Raw genomic sequence first — 25,589 nt, forward strand, 5'->3', positions numbered from 1 at the left:
CGCGCGCTGGCGGAAATCTTATTCAAACGCAGATCATGCGTTTGAATGATTTCCTACTTCAGCGATCGCGCGCGGGTCGAGCTTTGACCCGCCTTGAACTGTTCTTTCTGTGAACAGAAAGAACCAAAGACTTTCGACGGATGCTTACGCATCCTCAAGCTGCCGACGGCCCAAAAAGGCGTGGCGCTCGTCTTTGGCTACAGGAGGGGACTGCGCTCAGGCCGCGCGGGCCCCACGTCCCGTGGACGGGCGAAACTGCGTTTCGCTGCGGCAGCCTCTACCCCTATGCAACGCGGGCAACCTCGGCCCAATTCCTCGCACCGCTCTTTGTTCACGTGCTTCGCAAAACAAAGCGGCAAGTCCTTATGTGGACTTGCCGCCAATGCTAAAACAATAACGTTACAAAAAATGTCTACTGGAAGAATTCGTCGCCTCCGGACTCTCCCGTTGCCGTAGCGCCCGGTGTCGAAATCGCCTGCTTCGGATCGCAATCGTACCGAACGACGCCGATCGGCTCCATAAAACGGTCGTTCATGCTTATACCCAACGATTTGTCCGCATAAACTTTCTTCATGAATATCCCGAAAATCGGTAAGGCAACCCGGGAACCGTCTGCGCCGCTCATCAAGTGTGTCGCCGGGTCTTCGCCACCGACCCAGGTGCCGGCCACCACATGCGGTGTCACGCCCATAAACCAGGCATCCGCACTGTTGTTGGTCGTCCCTGTCTTGCCGCCGATATCGCCCCGAAGGTTGAACTGATAACCCAACCGACCCGCAGTACCTGCCGTCACGACCCGCTTGAGCATGTCGAGCATCGTATAGGCCGTCTGCTCGCTGATCGCGTCGTAGGTCTGCGGTGAGAACGAGGCCAGAACATTCCCCTGTTTATCTTCGATGCGGGTGACGAAAATCGGTTCGGTATGCACTCCCCGATTGGCAAAGGTGCTGAAGGCGCCGGCCATCTCGAAAACCGAGACCTGAGGCGTACCCAAACACAAGGCATAGACCGGGTCGATATAGCTGTGGACGCCGATTTTATGGATCATATCGGCCACGGCCTGCGGCTGGGCCTGTTTCATGATCCAAGCCGAGTAGTTGTTCCGGCTGTTGGCCAGCCCCCAATACAGGGGACGCAACTCTCCTTCCTGCGGCACATTGCCGGCCTCTTTCGGCGACCAGGGACCGGTCGAGGCTTCGATGGTCACCGGAGAGTTGGGCACCAGCGTACAGGGGTTGTACCCGAGCATGTCGAAGGCGAAGGTGTAGATGAACGGTTTGATGGTGGAACCGACCTGTCGTTTCCCCTGTCGCACCATGTCGTACTTGAAGTTCCGGAAGTTAGTCCCTCCGACATAGGCCGTGACGTAGCCGGTGGCGGGATCCATCGACATGAAACCGGCCCGGAGGAACGATTTCATGTGCAGGATCGAGTCTTTGGGCGAAAGCACGGTGTCGCGATCTCCGGCGTAGGTGAAGACGGTCATCGGGATCGGTTTCTCGAAGGCGGCCAGGATGCGGTCGTCGCTCATCCCGTTCCGTTTCATGGCCATCCCCCGGTCGCTCTGGAGAATCGCCCGGTGAACGATCTTGGTCTCTTCCTTTTTGTTGATGTTGTAGAAGATGGTTTTATAGCCTTTGCGCTGCTTTTCGAACTGGGGCTGGATGGTCTTCACCATATGTTCCCGGACGGCCTCTTCGGCGTACTTCTGCATCCGGGAGTTGATGGTGGTGTAGAGTTTCAGGCCGTCTTTGTAGAGGTTGTACGGGGTGCCGTCGGCTTTGGTGTTCTTGTTGCACCAGCCGTAGAGGGGATCGTTCTGCCAGCGTTCGAGTTCGGTCTGATAGTCCCAGTCGGTGAGGTATTGTTTCCGTTTGGGTTCGGTGGCGGTCATATACTGCCGCAGCATTTCGCGGAAGTAAGTGGCGATTCCTTCGTTATGGGAGACGGGGTGGTAGTCGAGCCGGATGGGTTCGGCGGTCAGCCGGCGCACGTCGGCGTCGCTGAGGAAGCCGGCGCTGCCCATTCGTTCGAGAACGGTATTCCGCCGCTTCAATGCCCGCTCGGGATTCCGCACGGGGCTGTACCGGCTCGGGGCGTTCACCACGCCCACCAACATAGCTGCCTCCTCGGGAGCCAGCTCGGCCGGGGTCTTGTTGAAAAAGGTGGCGGAGGCGGATTTGATCCCGAAGGCGTTCGACCCGTACTCGACGGTGTTGAGGTACATGGCCACGATCTCTTCCTTGGTGTAGTTGTGTTCGAGCATCACGGCGGTGATCCACTCTTTGAGTTTGGCGATCACGAGTTTGCCGGCTTTCGCGAGCCCGGAGCTATGGACGGTATCGCGGGGATAGAGGTTCTTGGCGAGCTGCTGGCTGATGGTGGAGCCGCCGCCTTGTCCGCGGTCGCCGAGCAGGACGGTCTTAAAGCCCACGCGGGCGAGGCCTTTGAAGTCGATGCCGGAGTGGCTGTAAAACCGGGCGTCTTCGGTGGCGACGAGGGCGGCGACCAAGTTGGGGGAGAGGTCGCCGTAATCGACGTAGGAGCGGTTCTCGATGAAAAAGCTCCCGAGATTCTTACCGTCGGCGGAGATGATTTCGGTGGCGAGGTTGCTCCGGGGGTTTTCGAGCTCTTCGAAGGTGGGGAGTTTGCCGAACACGCCGAAGCCGATCATCAGCAGGAGGGTGCCGAGGATCAGAACGGGAGTGGCGAGGATACTCCAAAAGATGAGGGTGATCTTCCGCCGATGGGCGGGATCCTGGACGTAATTGCGTATCTTGAGGTAGGTCTTGTTGGCCATAAAATCCTGAGAATAACTCGTTGCGTGATTGCAAAGATACGATTTTTAATCGTCGGTGCTGCGGTTGGACAGGAGGGAACCCCGCCCCGGGCCAACGCACCGATTATGCGGGGGGGGGGTGTATGGCGCAGGGTATCTCGGTTACAGTTGGTCGTCTTTCACCGGCTCTGCCGTGGGCTGCATTCTTCTGAATTTCGGCGTGGAGTGGCTCCATACCAGCAGTGGGGGTAACCGCGATTACGGTTTCCAGTTGCGGTGCCTCTCGGAATAAACAGAGGGAGGTGTGCCTGCGACGAGCAATGTAGGGAGGCAACGGTCTATTCTTGGGATGGAGGCTTTAGGGCAGAGACGGCCATTAAAACGCCCGGTGGGCGCGCCCCGGGCTGCCGCTACGGCATTAACACGGATGCTTCGAGCTTCGTCGGGGGCAGCGGATATAGCTGGTCGTCCACATGCGATGCTTTGACGGCCAAATTTGTAGATTACACGGCTACGGGACTTAATCCGGGCAATTCGCATCCTCGCACCTTCGGTTTTCAGTTGCGTTGCCTCTCGGAATAAACGGGGCGCGGGCCCGCGGTGGGCAATGGGCTGGAGTTGCCCCATGTAGCCGAATTTTGTGCGGATGGACGCCCGGGAGGAACGACAACTCTCGACGCGCAAGCGGCGTGTTGCGGGCCGCCCGTGGGCAGGCGGCCGGCCCGCGCGACCCGTTGGGTCGCAGAAGCACGGCCCAAAGCACCGCCCCATTCTCAGAAGTTCGTCCTCGGCGCGCCCCCCACGCGCCGCTAATGCGTCGCTCTCGCCGAGGACGGCGGTTCGAAGAACCGCAAAAGCTCGGCCAACGGCGCGGCCCAGCGCAGCGGGAAAACCGCAATCGGTTTTCCCGCCTGAAGAACAAGCACAGCCCAAAGCAAAGCCCAGCTCTCGGCCCGTGTCGGCCTCACTGCGGCTCCGCTGTCGCTCCGCCGCGTTTTCGCGCGCCTTGCGCGATTCATCTATATTCGGCTCACCGCCGAAATAGTTGAATCGCTTCTTTAGGCGGCGGCGCGCGTCTGTCCTACGGGAGGGGACTGCCCTTACGCCGGGCGGGCGCACCCTTCGGGTGTTTTACTGGCCGCCTCTACCCCCGTTCTTCGTCCGCGCGCTGGCGGAAATCTTATTCAAAGCGTTTTACGCTTTGAATGATTTCCTACTCCAGTGATCGCGCGCGGTTAGGCTAAGAAGGAATAGTAACGGCCGCGCGCCATGACGCGAACGCGTCGGCCAAGCGGGCACCACGTCCCGTGGACGGGAAATGCTTACGCATTTCTACTGCCAGCCTCTACCCCAACAACGCGCAGCAACCCACGGTCTCTCAAACCCCGACGCCCCTACACGGCGATCGGGGCCTTAATGGATGGCCACGGGTCGTAGCCTTCCAACGAGAAATCTTCGTAAGAAAATCCGAAAATATCCCGGACGTCCGGATTGATTCGCATCGTCGGCAACGGACGCGGCGTCCGGCTCAGCTGGGTCTCCACCTGCTCCAGATGATTCAGATAGATGTGCGCATCGCCCAACGTATGGATGAACTCGCCCGGTTCGAGCCCCGTCACCTGGGCCATCATCAGGGTCAGAAGGGCATACGAGGCGATGTTGAACGGCACGCCGAGAAACAGGTCGGCTGACCGCTGATAGAGCTGACACGACAGCCGCCCGTCGGCCACGTAAAACTGGAACAAAGCATGGCAAGGCGGCAAAGCCATGGTCGGAATGTCGGCCACGTTCCATGCCGAAACGATGTGCCGCCGGCTGTCGGGATTGTGCCGCAGCGAATCGACGACCTGAGCGATCTGGTCGATGTGTTCGCCGGAAGGGGTCGGCCAGCTCCGCCACTGGTAGCCGTAGACATGTCCGAGGGCGCCCGTCGCCGGGTCGGCCCACTCGTCCCAAATCGTCACCCCGTTGTCATTGAGGTACTTGATATTGGTATCGCCGCGCAGGAACCACAGCAGTTCGTGGATGATCGACCGCAAGTGCAGCTTTTTCGTCGTCAGGCACGGAAATCCCTGGCTCAGGTCGAACCGCATCTGATAGCCGAATACGCTGACGGTGCCGGTGCCGGTTCGATCGCTCTTGCGCGTGCCGTGGTCGCGCACGTGGCGCAACAGGTCCAGATATTGTTGCATAGGATGTTCGATTCTCTCTCGGTTGCGGTGCAAATTAACGAAAATATCCCGACTCTCAAACCGCTTCGGCCACCACTTCGGCGATGTCGGCCACCCGCACCCGATCGTTGCCGGCTGCACGCTGAAGCGATTTTTTGCACTGGGGACAGCTCGTCACGATGGTTTCGGCACCGGTCGCCGTCAGGTTCCGCACGACGGTCGCCCCGATCCGGGTCTGCGCGGCCGTGTCCAGGGTCAGATTGGCGAGGCTGCCGCCGCAACAGTGCACGCGGTCTTTTTCAAGGCTCTCGGCGTTGGTCAGGGTAGCGACGTGAGAGAGCACATACCGCGGTTCGGCATAAATCCCCCGCAATTCGCACGGGTCGTGATAGACATACGAGGACTGCACGACCGAAGTCTTGAGCCGCCCTCCGGCAATCAGCTCGGCGATATACTGGGTGTGGTGCAGAACGCGTATCCCCATACTTTTCAGCTCTTTATACTCTTGCGTAAAGCTCTTATAGCAGATGGGGCAGCCGGTCACGAGGGTCGTAATCCCGTGGCGGCGGAACAGTTCGGTATTATACTGCTGCATCTTTTCCGCTGCCGGAAGGTTGCCGCTCAGCCGCATCGGACGACCGCAGCAGACTCCGCCGTTTTTGTCGGCCCACCAGACGTCAACACCTGCGGCGGCGAAGATCTTCTCCATCGACCGCATCACGCCGGGGGTGAGCTGGGTCATGCAGCCGGCGAAAAAGCCGACGCGGCCCTCTCCTTCCGAGCGGTCGGGGGCGGAGGCGAGAAATTCGTACCGGGGGGCATCGTACAAGGAGCTCTGACGGGCAAAACCTACACGGCTGCTCAACCGCAAGGTTCCCTGGTCGATCCCCACGGGACAGGCTTCGGCGCACCGGCCGCACATCAGGCAGGTGTCGGCCACTTGCGAGGTCAGGTGTCCGTACCGCCGGTCGCGCAGGAAATAGGCGGCCTGAATGTGATTGATGTTCAAGTCCGAAGCGATGGGACAGGGGTCAAGGCATATCCCGCACCGGGAGCAGGCTTGTATCTGGAAGTGGTCGAAGCTGCTCCCTTCGGGCTTCGACTGCACTTTGTAGGTGCGCAGAAAGATCAGCGGTATCTCTGTGAAGATGTGCATGTACCGCGAGTAAGGCATGGAGACGAAAAAGAGGCCGAGCACGATGGAGTAGGCCCACCAGGCGGGATACTCCATGGCGGAAAGCATGCCCATCGGCACTACGGAGGCGAGCATATCGCCTGTTCCGCCGGTGAAGAAGCTGCCGCTGTCGTGCACGCCGCAGGTGACGGATTCGGCCAGATAACGCAGGGGGAAAATCAGCCAAAGCGATGCAAGTGCAATTCGGTCGAAGGGGGTGTGTTTAGTGGTGCGCCGCATCCCCATCATCCGAGAATAGAGCCGCTTACCCCACGCCAGCGCCACGCCGCACAGCACGAATATCAACAGGCAGTCCATCAACAGGGCGTAGTTGAAGTGTCGCACGTAGCTGGCGGGTTCTTCGGGGAAGAAGTATCGGAAAAAGACGTGGACGTGGGGCGGATTCACGGCGTCGTGGATGTAGGTGGAGGTCTCTAACTTCCCGACGACGATCAACAGAAACCATCCCAGAGCCAGACTCATGTGCATGAACCCGAGCAGGGGGTTGGTCTTCCATATTTTCCGGTGAATGAGGCATTCCAAGAGGACTTCTTTCGTCGCTTTGAGGCTCTTGGCGCTGAAAAAGTTATGCCGAACAAGGGCTTTGTCTTCTTGCGGAAGCTCGACGAACCATTTGCCCCATTTCCAAAGGATGGCGCCGAATAACCATACGACGCCGAGGGTAAAGGGGATGACAAAGGGATCGAAATACCAGGGAGAACCGGCCATAACGCTATATCATTGTGTATTATCCGTTTGTTTATCTATTCTTTGTGCCAGACGGAACCGTACCTTTCTTGAAAGAAAGGTACCCAAAGAACTTTTGCAGAGGTCGTCCCACAGGGACGACCACGGGTTCTCGCCCATTATTAGCGCGCCCGCCGAAAATCCAGCCCAACCTACCGGGCAGACACGGCCAGAGTATCCCGCAGGGATGCGCTCTGAAGTTTGGCTTCGCCGTCCTCCTCGCCGCTCGGCAATTTGCAAACTATGTTTGCATTGCCCTCGCTGGCAGCGTCGGTTTTTCGGTTCTTTTTGTTCACAAAAAGAACAGTTCGAGGCGGGACAAAGAACGAGAAAAGAACGGTTATTTCAGATCGTGTTTGATTCGGCGAGCCGCCGCGATTGCCTCGTTCAGCGTCTCGCCGATCGTCTTCGGCCCCGTCGCCGTACCCGCCAGGTAGACACCCCGCTGCGTGCTCAGCACCGTACCCGTATAAGGGTTCTGCGGCGCGAAAAAGCCGTTCGCCTGCGTCGGAAGCCCCAGCGAACCGCAACACGCCGGTGCACGCATCCCCACCAACAACACCAGCATGTCCACCGTCATCCGCAGCGGACGCCCCACCAACGTGTCCTCGACCTTGAGCTGGATGCGTTTGTCGAGCGTCTCGCCCGCCTCCGAAATCCGGCCCCGGATATAGGTCACGCCGTGTTCGACCTGCGATTTCCGGTACAGCTCCTCGTAGCCGTTGCCGAAAGCGCGCAAATCCATGTAAAAATTGGTCACCTGCACCCCCGGCACCGCCTCGGTCAGCTCGATCGCCTGCTTGATGCCCGTGATGCAACACACTTTAGAGCAGTGGAACTGTCCCACCTTCTCGTCCCGCGAGCCTACGCAATGCAGTATCGCGACCCGTTCGGGCGCCTCGCCGCTGCGCATCGCGACCCGTCCCGTGCGGAACATCCGTTCAAGTTCGGCCGAGGTGACGACGTTTTCATACATCCCGTACCCGTACTCCTCCTTGAGCCGCGCATCGAACAGGTCGAAGCCCGTCGTCACCACCGCGGCGCGCCCCTCATACCGTTCGCCGTCTGCGGTCACTGCGATCACGCCGCTTGCATCGGAGGTCAGGGAGGCGATTTCGCACCCGATCTTCGTTTCGATCTCCTGCACGGCCGCCGAAAGTTCGTCGATCACCTCCCGGGCGGGCAACTGGGTGGGAAAAAGCCGATCCCAATCGGCTACGTGGCCTCCCAACGAGGAGGAACGTTCGAGAATCAACGGCGAAAAACCCTCTTCGCGCAAAACTGCGGCGGCTTGCATTCCCGCGATGCCGCCGCCGATCACCAATATGCGTTCCTGTGCCATAGGCTGGTTCATGTGGTCGTTTATAAGGTGGTGGAATTGTAGGCTTCGGTCGATAAGGGCTGGCCGATGAATTTGCCGTTCTTGCCCAGATATTTGGCCGAGGGGTCGTACTCGACGCCCAGTTTGTCCAGCAGGGGCTCGACGGGCACCTGGTGCATCTGAAGGCCCAGGTCCCACGGGTCGATCCCCATCACGAGGCCGGCCATCTCTTCGTAGGTGAGGACGGGGATGGCATACCGGCTGCCGGTCATGGCGTTGAGGGTGAATTGCCACCGGTCGAGAAACATGGCACAGCCGGGACAATTGGCGACGATAAAGTCGGGGTGATACGGGGCCATGGATTCAAGTTTCTTCTGGGAGTTGGCGACGGAATAGCCGCGGTTGGCCTGCACGAGGTAGTTCCGGAAGCCGAATCCGCAGCAGTGGCGCCGTTCGGGGTAGTCTACGGAGGCGCCGCCCCAGGACTCGACCATGCCGGCCAACACGTAAGGAAACTCTGCCCCGCCGATCCCTTTCTTGGGAAAAACTTTGGCGTAGTGGCAGCCGATGTGGTCGACGACTTTGAGGGGTTCGCCGGTCTCGGCATTCACCAACCGCCGCACGCCTTTGGCGGCGATCTGTTCGCGCACGTGGAACATCAAATCGGAGGTGTGAACCAAGGTCTTGGGTTTCCGAAATTCGCGGCCGGTGGCTTTGAAGAGGTTCTCGCGGGCTTTTTCTTCCAATTCGGGAAAGTGATGCCACATGTCGAGCACTTCGCTATAGATCCCGAAGGAGGTGATGCACGAGGCGACGTAGTTCTCGTAGCCGCACTCGGTCATCAGGGCGAACTGACGGGCTACGATGGCCATGGTGGTCTCCAGGGGTACGACGTCGGAGTGGTAGCCGATGCCGGTACAGGTGGTGTGCCGGGGGTCTTCGATGATGTCCATCCCGAGGTCGTTCCGCAGGATATCAAGAAAGGCTTTCTCGGAACCGGGAAAAAAGTTCTGCCGAATGCAGCTCCGAGCGTAATAATAATGATCGTCGGCGATCTCTTTGCTGTATTCCTGCCAGTTGGCGAATCTATATTGCATCTCGCGTTGTTATCACTTGATTATTTGTACTTGCTTGGGAGGGTACTGTTCTTTTTAACTTCGCTATGCTCGTTTTCCTCCTCGCCGCTCGGCAATTGGCAAACTACGTTTGCATTGCACTCGCTGGCAGCGTCGGTTGTGAACAAAAAGAACAAAAAAACTTCAGAGCGCATCCCTGCGGGATGCTCTGGCCGTGTCTGCCCTTGGGTTGGGCTGGATTTTCGGCGGGCGCGCTTGGGTGATATCCCCGATTAACGCGCCTCGCCTGAAAATCTCAGCCCAACGAAACAAGGCGGAGAGAACCCGTGGTCGGCCCATCGGGACGACCTCTGCAAAAGTTCTTTGCGCCGCTTTCTTACAATAAAGCGGCAGTTCCATGCGGGTAGACACAGCAAACGAACGGTCAATCACAAGGTGTGATTACCGCTGTTGAACGTATAGACATAGTTCAGGTATTCCTCCTCATCCATCCCCAATTCCGCCGCCTTTCGCATCGAACAGCACTCGATGTTTTCAAGAAACTCCGTGCCGCCGCTCACATCGAAAATGCGGCGAAACTCCGCCAGGCTCTCCGGATCGATCGCACGAGCCGGGCCCGGCCCCGCCTTTTTGTAATTGTCCGTAAACCGGGCGAAAAGGTCGTCGTCGTGGTCGTGCACCCACGCCCACACCGGGCCCTGTTCCGGGTGCATCCGCGGAGCGACACGCGTCGGATGAACGCAATACCCCAGCTCCATCATATTCTGCCCCAACAATCTCCCCAAGGCATACTGCTGGCGTCCTTTTTCGGACTCGGTGAAAAAGCCGTATTTCTGGGACAACCGCCGCAAGGCCTGAATTACATAAGCCGGCGTATTCCCCCGCGGACACCGCGGACGGCACGACATACATTCGCCGCAGTACCAGATGGTATCGCTTTTCATCAAGGCTTCGATGCTGGCATCGTCGCGGGCTTGCACGTCGTCGACGATCTGCCGCGGGTCGTAGTTGTAGTACTCCGCAGCGGGACAAACCGCGGTGCAGGCTCCGCAATTCATACAGGCGTTCAGCCCCTCGCGGAAGCGGTGATCCTGCATCAGTTCGTCGAAATATTTTCCCATGGATAGAGTCGGTGTCAATTACCGGTAAACAAAAGTACATCGGGCGATAAGATCGTCGGATAGTCTTATCACCTATTTTAGATGGGTATTTATACGTAAATCCCTGTTTGGATCCACAAGGTCTGGATGAGGGACTCGGTCGCTCCGGGCTTCCGCGACGCGGGGAACAATGGACGACTGGGTGTGCTGGGCCGTGTCGGCAACAACGGTTACAGCTGGTCGTCCGGGGGCAGCGGAATCAACGGCTTATTTTTGCATTTCGCGGCGCAGTATTTCGATCCCTGTGATACGAGTTCTCGTGGCCACGGTCTTCAGCTGCGTTGCCTCTCGGAATAAACGGTGCCGCTCGGCACGCGAAAGCTATCCGGGTCTACCCTATCTGTGGATTGACTTTATGCGGCCGGGGCCAGCGGGGGCTGCATGAGCATAGCAAGGTTGCGGGCCTACGCCGGGGTGGCGCCGGCCCGCGCGACTCTGCGAGCCGCAAATGCTCAGCCTAACTCATCACCCAAATCTCTTGGGTTCGGCCTGTCGCCCACTCCCCCGAGCGGCTTCGCCGCTGGGCGACAAGGTCGGCGATTCGGAGAACCGCAAAAGCTCGGCCCATTCGTCCTCGGTTTTAGCGGTTCGCCGCCAGCGGGGACGCAACGAGCTCCGTCGAGTTGCAGTCCGCCGCATGGGGTGGCGGCGAACTGCGCGGCTCAAAGAGCCGCAGAAGCTCGGCCCAAAGCACCGCCCCAATTCTCCGCCCCGTGTCAGCCTCACTGCGGCTTCGCTTTCGCTCCGCCGCGCTTTTCGCGCGCTTGCGCGATTCATTCTATATTCGGCTCACCGCAAAACGAGTGAAATCCCTTTTTAGGCGGGCGGGCGACGGAGTTTTCGCACACGATCGAGTTTTTTCGCGCGCCTGTTCTTTGTCCGCGCGCCTTGCGCGATTCAGCTATATTCGGCTACCGCCGAAATAGTTGAATCGCTTCTTCAGGCGTGACGCGCGTCGTCTTACGGGAGGGTACTGCCCTTACGCCGGGCGGGCGCACCCTTCGGGTGTTTTACTGGCCGCCTCTACCCCTGTTCTCTGTCCGCGCGCTGGCGGAAATCTTATTCAAACGCGAATCACGCGTTTGAATGATTTCCTTCTTCAGCGATCGCGCGCGGTCGAGCTTCGTTCGCGCGCCTTGGGAAATCTTGCCAAAACGTGCAAGCACATTTTGACGATTTCCCTTCCTAAGGCGTGGCGCGCGGATGGGTTTGAGGATACTGTTCCTTTTGTTCACAAAAGGAACCGGAAAACCGACGCTGCCTGCGAGGGCAATGCAAACGTAGTTTGCAAATTGCCGAGCGGCGAGGAGGACGGCGAAGCCAAACTTTAGACGGATGCTAACGCATCCTCCAGCTACCGATGACCCAAACCAGCGCACGACACAAAAAAGCCCGGCGAAGGCCGGGCTGGAAACATCTCAACTACAAAATCTTCGTCCGCTTCCGCGACTTACCTACCCCCGCTTTCAATTCGCCTCGCACACTGCTCTTAACCGACGGCGAAACTCTCCCCGCATGCTCCGACGACGGCAGCTTGCGCTGCAAAGCAAACATCTCGTCCCGATAACGCGCCGCGGTCAGGAAGTCCAACTCTTTGGCCGCCTGTTCCATCATCTCCCGCGCCCGGGCGATCGCACTCTCGATATCCGATGCCGACATGTAATCCACCACCGGGTCTGCCACCATCGACAACGGAGCCTCCATATCGTACACCACTCCCGCATCTCCCGTCGCGCTACCCGTTCCGAACGGCCGTTCGACCGTCGTCGCCCCCGCGGCAGCCAACTTGGCGGATGGCAGAGAGGCCGCCAGCGGAGAACCTTCTCCCAAGGTCGATTTGCTCATCTTCTGCACCGCCTGAGGCGTAATTCCGTGCGACAGGTTGTAATTCATCTGCTTCTCGCGCCGCCGCTCCGTCTCGTCGATCGTCTGGCGCATCGAGTCGGTAATCTTGTCGGCATACATAATCACCCGCCCCTCCAAGTGGCGCGCCGCACGACCCGCCGTCTGGGTCAGCGAACGCGCCGAACGCAGGAAGCCCTCCTTGTCGGCGTCCATTATCGCCACCAGCGAGACCTCCGGCAAGTCCAGCCCCTCCCGCAGCAGGTTGACCCCCACCAGCACGTCGAATCGACCGGCACGCAGGTCGTCCATGATCTCGATCCGTTCCAAAGTATCCACATCGGAATGGATATACCGACACCGAATCCCCACCTTTTCGAAATAGCGGGTCAGCTCTTCGGCCATCCGCTTGGTCAGCGTCGTGACCAGCACGCGTTGGTCTTTCTCGGCCCGTACCTCGATCTCGCCGATCAGGTCGTCGATCTGGTCGGCTGTCGGACGGATCTCGATCTCCGGATCGAGCAGCCCCGTCGGGCGAATCACCTGCTCGACCACTACCCCTTCCGACTTGTTCAGCTCGTAATCGGCCGGGGTGGCGCTCACGTAAACGGCCTGGGGCACCAACGCTTCGAACTCTTCGAACTTCAGCGGCCGGTTGTCGATGGCCGCAGGAAGCCGGAAGCCGTACTCCACGAGGTTCTTTTTCCGGGCGTGGTCGCCGCCGTACATGGCTCGTATCTGAGGTATGGTCACGTGGCTCTCGTCAATGATGATCAGGAAGTCGTCCGGGAAGTAGTCCAGCAGACAGAATGGCCGTGTCCCGGGCAGCCGCCCGTCGAAGTAACGCGAATAGTTCTCGATTCCGGAGCAATAGCCCAGCTCTTTGATCATTTCGAGGTCGTATTCGACCCGTTGCTTGAGCCGCTTGGCGTACTGCTCTTCGCCGCGCTGCATGAAAAAGTCGTACTGGGCCGAGAGGTCGTGCTGGATCTGGATCACGGCCGAGTTAATGCGATCGCGGGTGGTAACGAAGATATTGGCCGGGTAGATGGTCACGCGGTCGAGCTGCGCGAGTCGCTGGCCGGTAATCGGGTCGATGGAATGGATCTCTTCGACGGTGTCGCCCCACTGCACGATGCGATAGGCTTTATCTCCGTAGGCCACGTGCACGTCCACCGTATCCCCCGCCACGCGGAATGTGCCTCGGCTGAATTCGATGTCGTTCCGGGAGTAGAGGCCGTCGACGAGCTGATAGAGCAATTTTTGCCGCGGCAGGTCTTCGCCCTGTTTGATTTGAATGGTATTGGCGTGGAAGTCGGAGGGGTTCCCGATCCCGTAGAGGCAGGATACGGAGCTGACGACGACGATATCGTTCCGCCCGGAGAGCAGCGAGCTGGTGGTGCTGAGCCGCAGTTTCTCGATCTCGTCGTTGATGGAGAGGTCTTTCTCGATGTAGGTGTCGGAGGTGGGGAGGTAGGCTTCGGGCTGGTAGTAGTCGTAGTAGGAGACGAAGTATTCGACGGCGTTCTCGGGGAAAAATCCGCGGAATTCGCCATAAAGCTGTGCGGCGAGGGTCTTGTTGTGGCTGAGCACGAGGGCGGGTTTGCCGAGCTCCCGGATGACGTTGGCCATGGTGAAGGTCTTCCCGGAGCCGGTGACGCCCAGCAGGGTGTTGTGCCGTGTCCCGTCCTGCAACGAACGAACCAAAGCGGCGATCGCTTCGGGTTGGTCGCCGGTGGGGGCGAAGTCGGAATGCAGTACGAAGTCCATCTTATCGGTTAATTAACGTCGCAGGAGAAGATATATGTTGTACTATGGGTAATTTTGAAAGGTCGGTCAGCTGCGACTATCGCTCCGCCCCGGGCTTCCGCGATCCGGGACGCTATGCGGCATTGGGTGACATAACGGGCTGCGGCCGGTATGGGCTGGGCTGGTCGATTACGGCTACTGAGGCTTACAGTGTGCTTTTGAATTTCGGCGAAACGCATCTGGTGCCTACAAGTCCGGCTGATCGTGCTCACGGTCTTCAGTTGCGTTGCCTCTCGGAATAAACAGGCACCCACAGGATGTTTTAATGGCAGCCTCTACCCTACTTTTGGTTGACTTTGGGTGGACGGACGCCCGGGAGGTGCCGCAATTCTCGACGCGCAAGCGGCGTGTTGCGGGCCGCCCGTGGGCAGGCGTCCGGCCCGCGCGACCCGTTGGGTCGCAGAAGCTATCCCCATTCGTTCTAACGCGATAACAGTTCGCCGCCACCCCGCGCGGCGGGCTGCAACTCGTCGGAGCTCGTTGCTGCTCTCCGCTGGCGGCGAACTGCGCGGCTCTGCGAGCCGCAGAAGCAAAACACCCATTCACTGCTCCAATTCTGTCGGGTTCGGGCTGCGCGCTCCCGGGGTGGGCCGAAGGCCCAGCGCGCAAGCCCGGCGGTTCTACGAACCGCAAAAGCAACGCCCATTCGTCCTCGGTGCGCCCCCACGCGCCGCTAATGCGTCGCTGCGCCCGAGGACGGCGATTCCCTTCGGAATCGCGCTACTCGCTCTCAACTCAAAGCTCGCCCCAATTCTCCGCCCCGTGTCCACCTCACTGCGGCTCCGCTTTCGCTCCGCCACGCATGCCGTCGCCCGCTGGGATTTCAGCTCGATTTTGCTCACCGCAAAATGAGTGAAATCCCCCTTTACGCAGGCGGGCGACGGATTCCGCGCACCGTTCTTTGTCCGCGCGCTGGCGGAAATCTTATTCAAACGCGCACTACGCGTTTGAATGATTTCCTTATCCAGCGGTCGCGCGCGGTCGAGCTTTGCCCCGCCTAAAACTGCGCTCGGGCCGCGCAGGCCCCACGTCCCGTGGACGGGCGAAACTTACGTTTCGCTGCGGCAGCCTCTATCCCAATACGTCTAAGGTACTGATGCACTCGGCCAGGCTCTCGCGCCAATCCGGTACGAGAGCGCCGAAAGTCGCCCGGATCCGTTCGGTCGACAGCACCGACCACGCCGGTCGAGCTGCCGCTGCCGGATACTCGGCCGTCGTAATGGCACGAACCGCGCAATTCCGTCCCCCCAACCGCATAATCTCCTGCGCAAACTCGCACCAATTCGTCCGACCGCCGTTCGTATAATGATACAACCCGAAACCTGCCGCATCCGGATGCTCGTCAGCAAAAACGACCATCTCCATAATCGCCGCCGCCAAGTCCCGCGCATAGGTCGGCGTCCCCCACTGATCCGCCACCACGCCCAACTCCGACCGCTCGGCACCCAACCGCAACATCGTCTTTACGAAATTATTCCCGTAGGTGCTATACAGCCACGCCGTCCGCACGACAAAACTCCGATCGTAAGCCAAGGCTGCCGCTTCGCCCGCCAGCTTCGTCCGCCCGTAGACAGACTGCGGACCGGTCGGTTCCTCCTCGGTCAGGGCATGTTCGTCGGCCGGACGAAGCCCGTCAAAGACATAGTCGGTCGAAACCTGTACGAATCCCGCGCCCACCGCCTCGGCGGCAGAAACGAGATTCCGAACGGCCGTGGCATTGAGCAGTTCGGCCCGTTCCGCATCCGACTCGGCCCGATCCACCGCCGTATAGGCCGCCGCATTCACGATCCACTGCGGACGTTCATGCCCGACAAAAGCCTGGACTGCCACCGCATCCGTAATATCCAGTTCCGCGACGTCCGTAAAGACGAACTCGTACCCGGCCCGATACCTCCCGGCGCGGTCGATCGCCCGCAATTCGCTCCCCAACTGACCGTTGGAGCCCGTAACGACTATCTTTTTCCGCATCGTTCCCTTCATTCAGATTCGTTACCGATTGCCGTACATCTCGGCATAGTACTTTTCGTACGCGCCGCTGGTGATGTTATCCATCCACTCCTGGTTGTCCAGATACCACCGGATGGTCTTTTCGATCCCCTCCTCGAACTGCAACGAAGGCTCCCAGCCCAGCTCCTCGTGCAGCTTGGTGGAGTCGATGGCGTACCGTTTGTCATGCCCGGCCCGATCCTGCACGTAGGTGATCAGCCCGTCGGAATGGCCCTCGGGATTCCCCAGCAGGCGGTCGGCGGTGCGGATCATCACTTTGATCAGGTCGATGTTGCGCCACTCGTTGAAACCGCCGATGTTATAGGTCTCTCCGTCCCGCCCCCGGTGAAAGATGGTGTCGATGGCCCGCGCGTGATCCACCACGTAGAGCCAGTCGCGCACGTTTTCGCCCGTCCCGTAAACCGGCAGCGGTTTCCCGTGACGGATGTTATTGATGAACAGCGGGATGAGCTTCTCCGGAAACTGATTGGGGCCGTAGTTGTTGGAGCAGTTCGAGATCACGATCGGCAGGCCGTAGGTATTCCCGAAGGCCCGGACGAAGTGGTCGCTCGACGCCTTGGAGGCGGAGTACGGCGACTGTGGGTCGTAAGCGGTGGTCTCGACGAAGAAGGTGCCGGGGTCGTGCAACGAGCCGTAGACTTCGTCGGTCGAGATGTGGTAGAATCGCTTGCCGGCCATCCCGCCGCCCGCTTCGGAAGACCAGTACTCCCGAGCGGCCTGCAACAAGGCGATTGTCCCCAGTACGTTGGTCTGGGCAAAGGCGAAGGGGTCTTTGATCGAGCGGTCTACGTGGCTCTCGGCGGCCAGGTGGATAACGCCGTCGATCCGGTGGTCGGCGAAAATCCGACGCAGATGGTCGATGTCGCAAATATCGCCTTTGATAAAGTGATAATTCGGACATGCCGAAGCCACGTCTTTCAGGTTCTCCAAATTCCCGGCATAGGTGAGTTTGTCGAGGTTGTAGACCTGATAGTCGGGATAGTTCTTGCAAAAGAGCCGCACGACGTGCGAGCCGATAAAGCCGGCACCGCCGGTAATCAGTATGTTTCTCACTGTTTTGTATGTTCCTGTGGAGGTGAAATCGCTGAGCGAAGGAACCTCTTTTTTGTCTTTTCGCGAAAAGGTGGAGATCAGTCCCATTGCTTAATGACGTTCGGAGCGATCTATTTATTGTCGTTGCGTGCTTTCAACAGGTCGCGGATCTCGGTCAGGAGCTCCTGATCCTTGGTCGGCGCAACGGGTGCGGCCGGTTCGTCGGCTTTCGCTTTCTCGGTCTTGCTCTTCAGGGTGTTCATCACTTTCACAAGGGCGAAGATGGAGAAGGCGATGATGATGAAGTCGATGACGGTCTGGATGAATTTCCCGTAACCGATCACCACGGCGGGCTCGTCGCCGACGGCTTTTTTCAGGGTGAAAGCGAGGTCGGAGAAGTCGACGCCGCCGAGCAGCACGCCGATCGGGGGCATCATCACGTCGCTGACCAGCGAGCTGACGATCTTGCCGAAAGCGGCACCGATGATGATACCGACGGCCATATCGACCACGTTGCCGCGCATGGCGAATTGCTTGAATTCAGATAACCATTTCATAGCGTTGATGTTTTTTAATCGTTTATTTCCGAATGTTTCTATGCCTGACCGCCGAATTCCATCAGGTAGGCTTTGATAAAGTCGTCGATCTCGCCGTCCATGACGCGTTCGACGTCGGAGGTCTGGTGGGAGGTGCGGTGGTCTTTGACGCGGCGGTCGTCGAAGACGTAGCTGCGGATCTGGGAACCCCACTCGATCTTCTTTTTCTGCCCTTCGAGCTCGGCTTGGGCGGCCATGCGTTTCTCCATTTCGAGCTGGTAGAGCTTCGACCGCAGGATGCGCAGGGCGTTCTCCTTGTTCATGATCTGCGAGCGGGTCTCGGTGTTCTCGATGACGATGCCGGTCGGGATGTGGTACAACCGAACCCCGGTCTCGACTTTATTGACGTTCTGTCCCCCTGCGCCGCTGCTGCGGTAGGTGTCCCACTTGATGTCTCCGGCGTTGATGACGATCTCGATGGTGTCGTCCACGGCGGGCGAGACGAAGACGCTCGCAAAGGTGGTCTGACGCTTGTTGTTGGCGTTGAAGGGCGAGAGCCGTACCATCCGGTGGACGCCGTTTTCGCTCTTGAGGTAGCCGTAGGCGTAGTCGCCGACGAATTCGATCATAGCGGATTTGACGCCGACTTCGTCGCCGTCCTGGATGTCGAGCACTTTGACGGTATAACCATTCCGTTCGCCCCAGCGGGTGTACATGCGCAGGAGCATCGAGGCCCAGTCCAAGGCTTCGGTACCGCCGGCGCCGGAGTTGATCTCCATAATGGCGCCCATCTTATCTTCCTCGGAACGGAGCATGTTGCGCATCTCCAAGGCTTCGATCAGCTTCAGGGCTTTGTCATACGCCGTGTCGAGGTCTTCTTCGGTGGCCGCGCCTTCTTTGATGAATTCGGGAACGAGGTTGAGTTCGTCCATGGCGGTGGCGATGGCGTCGTAGTCCACGACCCAGGATTTGATGGAGGCCACTTTCTTCAATTGTGCCTGGGCGCGCTCGGCGTCGTCCCAAAAGTCGGGGGCGAGGGTGGCTGCCTCTTCTTTCTTTAACTCCAGACGTTTGCCGTCCAGGTCAAAGATGCCTCCTCAGCGCATCCTGGCGCCTTACAAGCTCTTTAATTTGTTCTGTGGTAATCATTTGTATTTTGTTGTTTGTTCTTTATCGTTCTGCCGGGCGGGGTTCGAAGTGTCCCGCCCCGGGCTACCGCGAGAGGACCAATGGCGGGTTGGAGGGTGTCGGCAGCAATGGGCTCAACTGGGCTTCTACGGATATCGAGCCGAATGCGGTGTTCTTGTTTTTCCGCCCACACGATCTCTATCCGAACTATGCCAGTTACCGGGCTCACGGTCTTCTGTTGCGTTGCCTCTCGGAATAAACGGGGACGCGTGCCCGCGGTGGGCAATCGGCTGGAGCTACCCTACTAACAACCGGCAGCCTCTACCCTACTTTAATTTGACTTTGCGGACGGACGCCCGGGAGGGACAGCAACTCTTGACGCGGAAGCGGCGTGTTGCGGGCCTCCCGTGGGGAGGCGTCCGGCCCGCGCGCCCCAAAGAGTCGCAAGAGCACCACCTCATCACGGAAAGTTCGCCGCCAGCGGAGAGCTGCAACGAGCTCCGACGAGTTGCAATCCGCCGCTGGCGGCGGACTGCGCGACCCTGCGGGTCGCAAAAGCTCGGCCCAAATCACTACCCGTTTATCACCACATTCTTTCAGGTTCGGCCTGTCGCCCACTCCCCCCGAAGCCGCTATGGCGTCGCTGCGCCCGAGGACGACGATTCCTCACGGAATCGCGCTATTCGCGCTCAGCCTATATATAATGTAGTTCGCCGCCAGCGGTGAGTGCAACGAGCTCCGTCGAGTTGCAGCCCGCCGCGTGGGGTGGCGGCGGACTGTGCGACCCAAAGGATCGCAAAAGCATGGACAACAGCTCAGTCCAATCCACAGCCCAATTCTCCGCCCCGTGTCCGCCTCACTGCGGCTCCGCTGTCGCTCCGCCGCATTTTCGCGCGCCTTGCGCGATTCAGCTATATTCGGCTACCGCCGAAATAGTTGAATCGCTTCTTTAGGCGGGGCGCGCGATTTAGTTTGAGGAAACTGCGCTCGGGCCGCGCGGGCCCCACGTCCCGTGGACGGGAAATGCTTACGCATTTCCACTGGCAGCCTCTACCCCGTTTTCTATCCGCGCGCCTGGGGAAATCTTGTCAAAACACGCAAGCGAGTTTTGACGATTTCCCTTTTAAGGCGACGACGCGCGGTTTAGTTAGAGGGGACTGCGCTCGGGCCGCGCGGGCCCCACGTCTCGTGAACAGGAAATGCTTACGCATTTCCACTGGCCGCCTCTACCCCTGTTCTCTGGCCGCGCGCTGGCGGAAATCTTATTCAAACGCGAAACACGCGTTTGAATGATTTCCTTATCCAGCAATCGCGCGCGGTCGAGCTTTGGCCCGCCTCGAACTGTTCTTTCTGTGAACAGAAAGAACCAAAGAAACTTTAGAGCGCATCCCTACGGGATGCTATGGCCGGGTCTAACCTAACCTCGCGGCAGCCTCGGCCCAACCTATTGTTCGCGCACAGGCCTTAATTCTCTCGCGCTACGCCAGCGCTCCGACAACCGCATCGTCCAAACAACCGCTATCGCCATAATCACCCGGGGTACCAACAGCCAAAATAACCCCAAACCCAAAGTAAAATAAAGCAACGTATCCTCCAGCGTCGAGTGCGTCATCGCCGCATGAGCATTCAACAGCCGAGCGTCGCGACGAGCGATCCGCCCCGACTCCACCTCGCCGATCATCACCGAAGCCCCATAGGCCAGACCCAGCGTATTCAGCACGATCCAAAGGAATGCGCAATCCCGCGAAAGACCGAAAAACCGCATGACCGAAGCCATCGGAGCGGTCAGGTAGTCGATCAGCGAAAATTCCCGCAAAATCTGTTGCAGGACATTCAGGCTGACGATCATCGCCAGCATCAGCGGGAAAAGCCGGGCCTGCGTCAGCGCCCAGTTCCGCAAGATCGCTCCGAACGACAGCTCGCCTGCCTCGCGATGCTCCAACAGGAGCCTCCCCGTAAAATCCGCCGGCAGAATCCGATTCAATATCCATGCCGTAAAGATCGCCATCGTCAGCCGCAAAGCAGCCATCCCCCACCCAGACCGGCAACCCGAACGACGCTGAACCACCGACTCCACGATCAGGTTATGGGCAATCAGCGTCATCACCGCCACGATCGTCACGCTCCGAAAATCGAGATTCAACGTCCCCATCACGCCGATCGCCGCATAGATCGAAGTCAAAGTAGCCGTCAGAAAAGTCAGCACCCCCTCGCCGTCGAGCCCGATGTAGGAGAAAGCCGGCGTCAGCCACCGCGAGATCGTCCCGATCACCCCCAGCCACTGCAACACCGCCACACCGAACGTAATCGGCAACATCATCTTCACCAGCCACCACCAGGTACGCACACCGGCCTGCACGCCCTGCACCAGGCAGCCGAGCGCCCGAAATTTCAATGCCTGTTGCATGCTCTACTGTCGTTTGATACGAAGATAGTCGATAAATTCGAATCCCGGAACCGATCCGTCGAGGGCCGCCGGATGAGCCTCGCGCCACACTTCGCGCCACTCCTCGGGCCGCACCTCCGGAAAGTAAGTGTCTCCCTCCGGCCGGGCCGCGATGCGGGTGAGGTAGAGTTTGTCGGCCAACGGCATGGTTTGGCGGTAGATTTCGCCGCCGCCGATAATGAAGAGCTCCTCGTCGGAGTCGGCATACCGCGCAAAAGCCTCTTCTGGCGAAGCCACGACCACTACCCCGTCCGGCACACGGAAATCCGCCGCCCGGCGCGTCATGACGATGTTGGTACGATTCGGCAAGGGCCGTCCGCCGAGCGATTCGAAGGTCTTGCGCCCCATCACCACCGGATGGCCCGTCGTGATACGCTTGAATCGCGCGAGGTCTTCGCGCAGATGCCACGGCATCCGGCCGTCGCAACCGATAACGCCGTTTTCGGCAACTGCTACGATAAGGGAGAGAATCATACCCGAAGTGTCGTTCTGAATGTTTCGGCAAAGGTAAGGAATCTCCGTCATTCCGCCTCCCCGGCCGGTTCGTCCGACGACGGACAACGGTGGGTGCGGAAGGTATAGAACCGCTGGGCCAGATAGCTGAAGAGGGTGGTGACGACCTGCAAGGCGGCATACGACAGCGAAGGATAGCATCCCAGCACATCCACCAACAGTTTCAGTCCGAAATAGTTGATGGCGATATTGACCCCGACCACCTGGGCATAGCGAAAGAGTTGTTTGGCGCCGTGCACCTGCGATCGGTCGAAGGCCACTTTCCGCACCAGCCAAAATCCGGTAAAGAAGGTGATGACGAAAGCGATCAGAAAGGCCAGGATCGGGGCCGAGACGGTGACGATGCCGAAATCGGTGTCCCGTTTGCCGAGCACATAATTGAAGCAGAACCAGTAGAGTACCAGATTGAAGAGCAGGTTCAGCCCCCCTACGAACGCATACCGGAAAGTCTCCTGGGGCACGAACCGCCGCAAGGGTTTGAGATAGAAAAGGTCGGCCAGTCTGGCGACGAATCCGTGTATAGCCGTCAAAACCATCGATTTATTCGCTCTTGCGCCCCATCCCCAGCCGGTAGACGAAGGTCACCCCCGCTTTGTAAGGAATCCACTCGCCGCTCGCGTTCCAGTCCGCATAATGCTGTCCGGTGGTCCGATCCACGCCGTAGTACCAGCCGTAGTGCCAGCCGCCGCCGACATAGAAGTCCATCCCCCACCGCCGCGCGATATCGATCTGCCCCCCCAGCGTAAGCCCGATACATGTCCCGTAACCATGCTGCACGTCGGTCTTCGGGTGATCCCACTTGCTCACTTCGTACCAGTCGTACGAGACATATGCCCCGGCATAAAATCCCCGGAAAGCCTGCTTGGGATAGAAACGCACCTCGGGAATTACCTGCACCCCCTTCATCGGCCGCCCTTTGACGCTCTCCCACGGCGACCAGACGACATCGCCGTTGAAAGTAAACCGGTTGCCGAGCCGTGTCTCGACCGACATATTAGGCACCCCCACGGCCCAATACAAGGCGTTCCACTTCAAAGCCGTGCCCTGGGCCGCCGACCGGGCGACACACATCGCCAGAAAAAGAAAAACCGAAACCGCAATTTTACGCCGCATAAATCGTTGGTTTAACACACCAAAGATAGCATAAAATATTATCTTTGCCGAAAATGGTAATTTTATCGATGAAGTGGCACCTGTTTTTGGCCTCCGTACTGGGCGGCGGCATGATGTGGGCGACCGGCCTGTCCACGGCTTCGGCCCAAAACCGCGAAATCACGCCGGAGATGATCCGGCAGGCGCAGGCGGCGGGCTATAACCCCGATCTGCGCGAGGGGCTGGAGGGGCTCGGGGACTTGGAAAAGCTGAAAAACAAAGTTTCGTCGACCACCAAGAACTCCACGACCGACAAGGGAAAACTGGATAAGCAATCGACCACGACCGACCGGACGCGAAAAGATTCCGACCTGAAAAATCTGGAGTACGACCGGCGGAACAACGGGGTGGATACCCGCGGGACGGAGTATCGGCGGGAGCAGGAGCGACAGAACGACTACCGGGTGCGTACCATCCGGGATCAGGACGGGAATCTGGTGGACGCCGAGACGGGCGAGATTTTCGAGACGGCGGACGGCACGGTGACGGCGGCCGGGAAACAGAATATGACGGTGGGGAACAGGACGGTGACCGACCCGCGGCTGGACGCCTCGGGCAAGCTGACGCCGGAGGAGGAGCAGCGGCTCAAAGATGCCGAAAAACGGATACAGGACTCGGTTTTGCGGAACAGCGTCTTCGGGCGGGAGATTTTCTCGGCCCGGAACCTCACTTTCGCGCCGACCTATAACCTGCCCACGCCGGCCAATTATGTACTGGCGGGGGGCGACCAGCTCTTCATCGACCTCTGGGGAGATGCGGAGGCCAATTACGACCTGAAGGTGAGCCCGGACGGAATCATCGCCATCCCGGACGCCGGGGTGGTACAGGTGGGGGGACTCACGATCGAGGCGGCGGAAAAACGGATCCGGAACAAGCTGGCGAAATCGATCTCGGGGCTCAACGACGGCTCGGTGCAGCTCAAACTGTCGTTAGGCAACATCCGCTCGATCAAGGTCAACATCATCGGCGAGGCGTCGATGCCGGGGACTTACACGCTGCCGTCGCTGGCCACGCTGTTCAACGCGCTGTACGAGGCGGGAGGGGTGAGCGACATCGGCTCGCTGCGGAGCATCAAACTGATCCGGGGAAATAAACAGGTGGCCGAGCTCGACGTCTACGACTACCTGCTGGGGGGGAAGCAGGAGGTGAACGTGGGGTTGCAGGACAACGACATGATCGTGGTGCAGCCGTACGAAAACTTAGTCAAAGTGACGGGGAAGGTGAAGCGGCCGCGGATCTATGAGCTCAAAAAAGGCGAGACGGCGGCCAATCTGCTGGACTATGTCGGGGGGTTCATGGGGGAGGCTTATAAGGACAACCTGACAGTAAACCGCAAGTCGGGCCGGATGATGAGCGTGCACAGCGTGCCGGCGGAAGATTTTGCGATATTCGCCATGGCCGACGGCGACAGTGTGGCGGTGGGCGAGGTGATCCGGCAGTATGCCAACCGGGTGACGATCGACGGAGCGGTGTGGCGGCCGGGAGACTACGAATTGGGCGACAGCGTGACCACGCTGCGCCAACTGATCGAACGGGCGGAAGGGATTCGCGGCGACGCGTTGACGAGTCGGGCACAGATCGTGCGGCTCAACGACGACTATACGTTCACCGTGGAAGCGATCGACCTGCGGGGGGTGCTGGACGGGACGGCGGCAGACATCCGGCTCCGACCGGAAGACCTGGTGCGGATTCCGTCGATCAACTCGCTGCGCGAAGGGTACACCATCGAAGTGAAAGGCGAGGTGAATACGCCGCAGACGCTGCTCTACCGCGACAATATGACCATCGAGGATGCCATTCTGATGGCCAACGGGCTCAAGGAGTCGGCTTCATTATCTCGGATCGAGGTGGCCCGGCGGGTGAAAAACCCCAACTCGACGGAGCAGTCGGATCGGATCGCGGAACTCTTCCAGTTCAACATTCCGGCCGACCTGGGGCTTTCTTCCGAAACCGCATCTTTCAAATTACAGCCGTTCGACCAAATCTACATCCGTCGGTCGCCGGGGTATAACGAACAGACCAGCGTATTTGCGCAGGGCGAGCTGCTCTTCGACGGCGAATACGTGCTCTCGACCAACAACGACCGGCTGAGCGATCTGGTGGCCAAGGCGGGGGGCTTGACGACGGAGGCTTATGCGCCGGGAGCTTACCTGAAGCGGAAGCTGACCGAGGAGCGCTTGGCCCGGTTGGAGACGCTGGCCGACCTCTCGGCCCGGGGACGCTCGGCGACGGGGGACACCATCGTGCTGAAACAGATGGAGGTGGGAGACTACTTCCCGATCGCTATCGACCTGCCGGCCGCGCTGGCCAATCCGGACGGACTGGACAATCTGGTGCTGGAGGACGGCGACATTCTGATGGTGCCGAAGTTCAACAACACGGTGACGATCAGCGGCGCAGTGCTCTATCCGTGTACCGTCACCTACGTCGAGGGGCAGAAGATCAGAGACTACATCGCTCGGGGCGGCGGATATGCCGACCGGGCCAAGAAGCGGCCTTTCGTGATCTACGCCAACGGGCTGCCGGACGCCAAGCGGGGCGGCAAGTGGCCGAAGGTGGAGCCGGGGTGCGAGATCGTCATCCCCTCGAAACCGCCGAAGGGGCGCGGGATGAGCGCGGCCGAGGTGATGGGGTTGATGACCAATACGGTTTCGATGGCGGCGATGCTGACCTCGATTATCAAGTAACCATTCGGA

General features: G+C 59.4%; 19 protein-coding genes. 4 read left to right on the forward strand and 15 right to left on the reverse strand.

The window, feature by feature from the left end:
• Positions 1–412: 412 nt before the first annotated feature.
• The 6 genes from Q9S52_RS04930 to Q9S52_RS04955 form a co-directional block, all read right to left on the reverse strand.
• Positions 413–2,800 carry a penicillin-binding protein 1A gene (locus Q9S52_RS04930; RefSeq protein ID WP_294594755.1) on the reverse strand — a complete coding sequence of 796 codons (2,388 nt, stop codon included), beginning with the start codon at positions 2,798–2,800 and terminating at the stop codon, positions 413–415.
• A gap of 1,373 nt (positions 2,801–4,173) precedes the next feature.
• A complete protein-coding gene (locus tag Q9S52_RS04935; protein WP_304708355.1) occupies positions 4,174–4,971 on the reverse strand; it encodes a thymidylate synthase in 798 nt (265 codons plus the stop codon).
• Between the two features lie 55 nt (positions 4,972–5,026).
• Positions 5,027–6,853 carry a (Fe-S)-binding protein gene (locus Q9S52_RS04940; protein WP_304708356.1) on the reverse strand — a complete coding sequence of 609 codons (1,827 nt, stop codon included), beginning with the start codon at positions 6,851–6,853 and terminating at the stop codon, positions 5,027–5,029.
• 358 nt (positions 6,854–7,211) lie between these two features.
• Positions 7,212–8,225 (reverse strand): FAD-dependent oxidoreductase, encoded by a 1,014-nt coding sequence (locus Q9S52_RS04945; RefSeq protein WP_304736209.1) that lies wholly within the window; start codon positions 8,223–8,225, stop codon positions 7,212–7,214.
• An 8-nt stretch (positions 8,226–8,233) separates the two neighbouring features.
• Positions 8,234–9,289, reverse strand: a complete 1,056-nt coding sequence (locus tag Q9S52_RS04950; RefSeq protein WP_297628392.1) for a CoB--CoM heterodisulfide reductase iron-sulfur subunit B family protein — start codon at positions 9,287–9,289, stop codon at positions 8,234–8,236.
• 407 nt (positions 9,290–9,696) lie between these two features.
• Positions 9,697–10,389 (reverse strand): 4Fe-4S dicluster domain-containing protein, encoded by a 693-nt coding sequence (locus tag Q9S52_RS04955; protein WP_300729475.1) that lies wholly within the window; start codon positions 10,387–10,389, stop codon positions 9,697–9,699.
• Positions 10,390–10,515: 126 nt separating this feature from the next.
• Between Q9S52_RS04955 and Q9S52_RS04960 the strand changes: the two genes are divergently transcribed.
• Entirely contained in the window at positions 10,516–10,725 is a 210-nt protein-coding gene (locus Q9S52_RS04960; RefSeq protein WP_304708358.1) for a hypothetical protein, read from the forward strand.
• A gap of 1,125 nt (positions 10,726–11,850) precedes the next feature.
• Here Q9S52_RS04960 and uvrB read toward each other — a convergent pair.
• The gene (uvrB, locus tag Q9S52_RS04965; RefSeq protein ID WP_304708359.1) at positions 11,851–14,040 is read right to left on the reverse strand and encodes an excinuclease ABC subunit UvrB; all 2,190 of its coding nucleotides are present in this window, start codon (positions 14,038–14,040) and stop codon (positions 11,851–11,853) included.
• Positions 14,041–14,084: 44 nt separating this feature from the next.
• Here uvrB and Q9S52_RS04970 point away from each other — a divergent pair, with 44 nt between their 5' ends.
• The gene (locus Q9S52_RS04970; protein ID WP_304708360.1) at positions 14,085–14,321 is read left to right on the forward strand and encodes a hypothetical protein; all 237 of its coding nucleotides are present in this window, start codon (positions 14,085–14,087) and stop codon (positions 14,319–14,321) included.
• Positions 14,322–15,150: 829 nt separating this feature from the next.
• On the opposite strand, the gene rfbD is transcribed toward Q9S52_RS04970, so the two are convergent.
• From rfbD to prfB, 4 genes are all read right to left on the reverse strand, one after another.
• Entirely contained in the window at positions 15,151–16,059 is a 909-nt protein-coding gene (gene rfbD / locus Q9S52_RS04975; protein ID WP_304708361.1) for a dTDP-4-dehydrorhamnose reductase, read from the reverse strand.
• A 9-nt stretch (positions 16,060–16,068) separates the two neighbouring features.
• Positions 16,069–17,139: a dTDP-glucose 4,6-dehydratase gene (gene rfbB, locus Q9S52_RS04980; RefSeq protein WP_294593117.1), complete on the reverse strand. Its 1,071-nt coding sequence runs from the start codon at positions 17,137–17,139 to the stop codon at positions 16,069–16,071.
• A gap of 110 nt (positions 17,140–17,249) precedes the next feature.
• Complete coding sequence (gene mscL, locus Q9S52_RS04985) at positions 17,250–17,675, reverse strand: large-conductance mechanosensitive channel protein MscL (RefSeq protein WP_297628402.1); 426 nt, start codon at positions 17,673–17,675, stop codon at positions 17,250–17,252.
• Between the two features lie 38 nt (positions 17,676–17,713).
• Positions 17,714–18,803 (reverse strand): peptide chain release factor 2 gene (gene prfB / locus Q9S52_RS04990; RefSeq protein WP_294593113.1). Its coding sequence is split into 2 segments (ribosomal slippage): positions 17,714–18,739 and positions 18,741–18,803, totalling 1,089 coding nucleotides; the frame shifts between segments, so codons are not numbered across the junction.
• Positions 18,804–18,810: 7 nt separating this feature from the next.
• Here prfB and Q9S52_RS04995 point away from each other — a divergent pair.
• Positions 18,811–19,041, forward strand: coding sequence for a hypothetical protein (locus Q9S52_RS04995; protein ID WP_294593111.1), 231 nt, complete (start codon positions 18,811–18,813; stop codon positions 19,039–19,041).
• Positions 19,042–20,226: 1,185 nt separating this feature from the next.
• Here the strand turns inward: Q9S52_RS04995 and Q9S52_RS05000 are convergent.
• From Q9S52_RS05000 to Q9S52_RS05015, 4 genes are read right to left on the reverse strand one after another with little or no spacing between them, the layout of a single operon-like run.
• Positions 20,227–21,189 (reverse strand): hypothetical protein, encoded by a 963-nt coding sequence (locus Q9S52_RS05000; protein WP_304708362.1) that lies wholly within the window; start codon positions 21,187–21,189, stop codon positions 20,227–20,229.
• Positions 21,190–21,192: 3 nt separating this feature from the next.
• Positions 21,193–21,702 carry a dihydrofolate reductase gene (locus tag Q9S52_RS05005; protein WP_304708363.1) on the reverse strand — a complete coding sequence of 170 codons (510 nt, stop codon included), beginning with the start codon at positions 21,700–21,702 and terminating at the stop codon, positions 21,193–21,195.
• Positions 21,703–21,749: 47 nt separating this feature from the next.
• Positions 21,750–22,271, reverse strand: coding sequence for a GtrA family protein (locus Q9S52_RS05010; RefSeq protein WP_294593104.1), 522 nt, complete (start codon positions 22,269–22,271; stop codon positions 21,750–21,752).
• A gap of 10 nt (positions 22,272–22,281) precedes the next feature.
• Entirely contained in the window at positions 22,282–22,854 is a 573-nt protein-coding gene (locus Q9S52_RS05015; protein WP_297628412.1) for a DUF3575 domain-containing protein, read from the reverse strand.
• A gap of 53 nt (positions 22,855–22,907) precedes the next feature.
• Between Q9S52_RS05015 and Q9S52_RS05020 the strand changes: the two genes are divergently transcribed.
• A complete protein-coding gene (locus Q9S52_RS05020) occupies positions 22,908–25,580 on the forward strand; it encodes an SLBB domain-containing protein (RefSeq protein WP_304708364.1) in 2,673 nt (890 codons plus the stop codon).
• Positions 25,581–25,589 lie beyond the last annotated feature (9 nt).

The sequence above is a fragment of the uncultured Rikenella sp. genome (assembly GCF_948810725.1).
Taxonomy (GTDB): domain Bacteria; phylum Bacteroidota; class Bacteroidia; order Bacteroidales; family Rikenellaceae; genus Rikenella.

Coding starts and splice junctions, on each gene's coding strand:
- Q9S52_RS04930 (WP_294594755.1), bottom strand. CDS start 2,800: ATGGCCAACAAGACCTACCTCAAGATACGCAATTACGTCCAGGATCCC.
- Q9S52_RS04935 (WP_304708355.1), bottom strand. CDS start 4,971: ATGCAACAATATCTGGACCTGTTGCGCCACGTGCGCGACCACGGCACG.
- Q9S52_RS04940 (WP_304708356.1), bottom strand. CDS start 6,853: ATGGCCGGTTCTCCCTGGTATTTCGATCCCTTTGTCATCCCCTTTACC.
- Q9S52_RS04945 (WP_304736209.1), bottom strand. CDS start 8,225: ATGAACCAGCCTATGGCACAGGAACGCATATTGGTGATCGGCGGCGGC.
- Q9S52_RS04950 (WP_297628392.1), bottom strand. CDS start 9,289: ATGCAATATAGATTCGCCAACTGGCAGGAATACAGCAAAGAGATCGCC.
- Q9S52_RS04955 (WP_300729475.1), bottom strand. CDS start 10,389: ATGGGAAAATATTTCGACGAACTGATGCAGGATCACCGCTTCCGCGAG.
- Q9S52_RS04960 (WP_304708358.1), top strand. CDS start 10,516: ATGAGGGACTCGGTCGCTCCGGGCTTCCGCGACGCGGGGAACAATGGA.
- uvrB (WP_304708359.1), bottom strand. CDS start 14,040: ATGGACTTCGTACTGCATTCCGACTTCGCCCCCACCGGCGACCAACCC.
- Q9S52_RS04970 (WP_304708360.1), top strand. CDS start 14,085: ATGGGTAATTTTGAAAGGTCGGTCAGCTGCGACTATCGCTCCGCCCCG.
- rfbD (WP_304708361.1), bottom strand. CDS start 16,059: ATGAAGGGAACGATGCGGAAAAAGATAGTCGTTACGGGCTCCAACGGT.
- mscL (WP_297628402.1), bottom strand. CDS start 17,675: ATGAAATGGTTATCTGAATTCAAGCAATTCGCCATGCGCGGCAACGTG.
- Q9S52_RS05000 (WP_304708362.1), bottom strand. CDS start 21,189: ATGCAACAGGCATTGAAATTTCGGGCGCTCGGCTGCCTGGTGCAGGGC.
- Q9S52_RS05005 (WP_304708363.1), bottom strand. CDS start 21,702: ATGATTCTCTCCCTTATCGTAGCAGTTGCCGAAAACGGCGTTATCGGT.
- Q9S52_RS05015 (WP_297628412.1), bottom strand. CDS start 22,854: ATGCGGCGTAAAATTGCGGTTTCGGTTTTTCTTTTTCTGGCGATGTGT.
- Q9S52_RS05020 (WP_304708364.1), top strand. CDS start 22,908: ATGGTAATTTTATCGATGAAGTGGCACCTGTTTTTGGCCTCCGTACTG.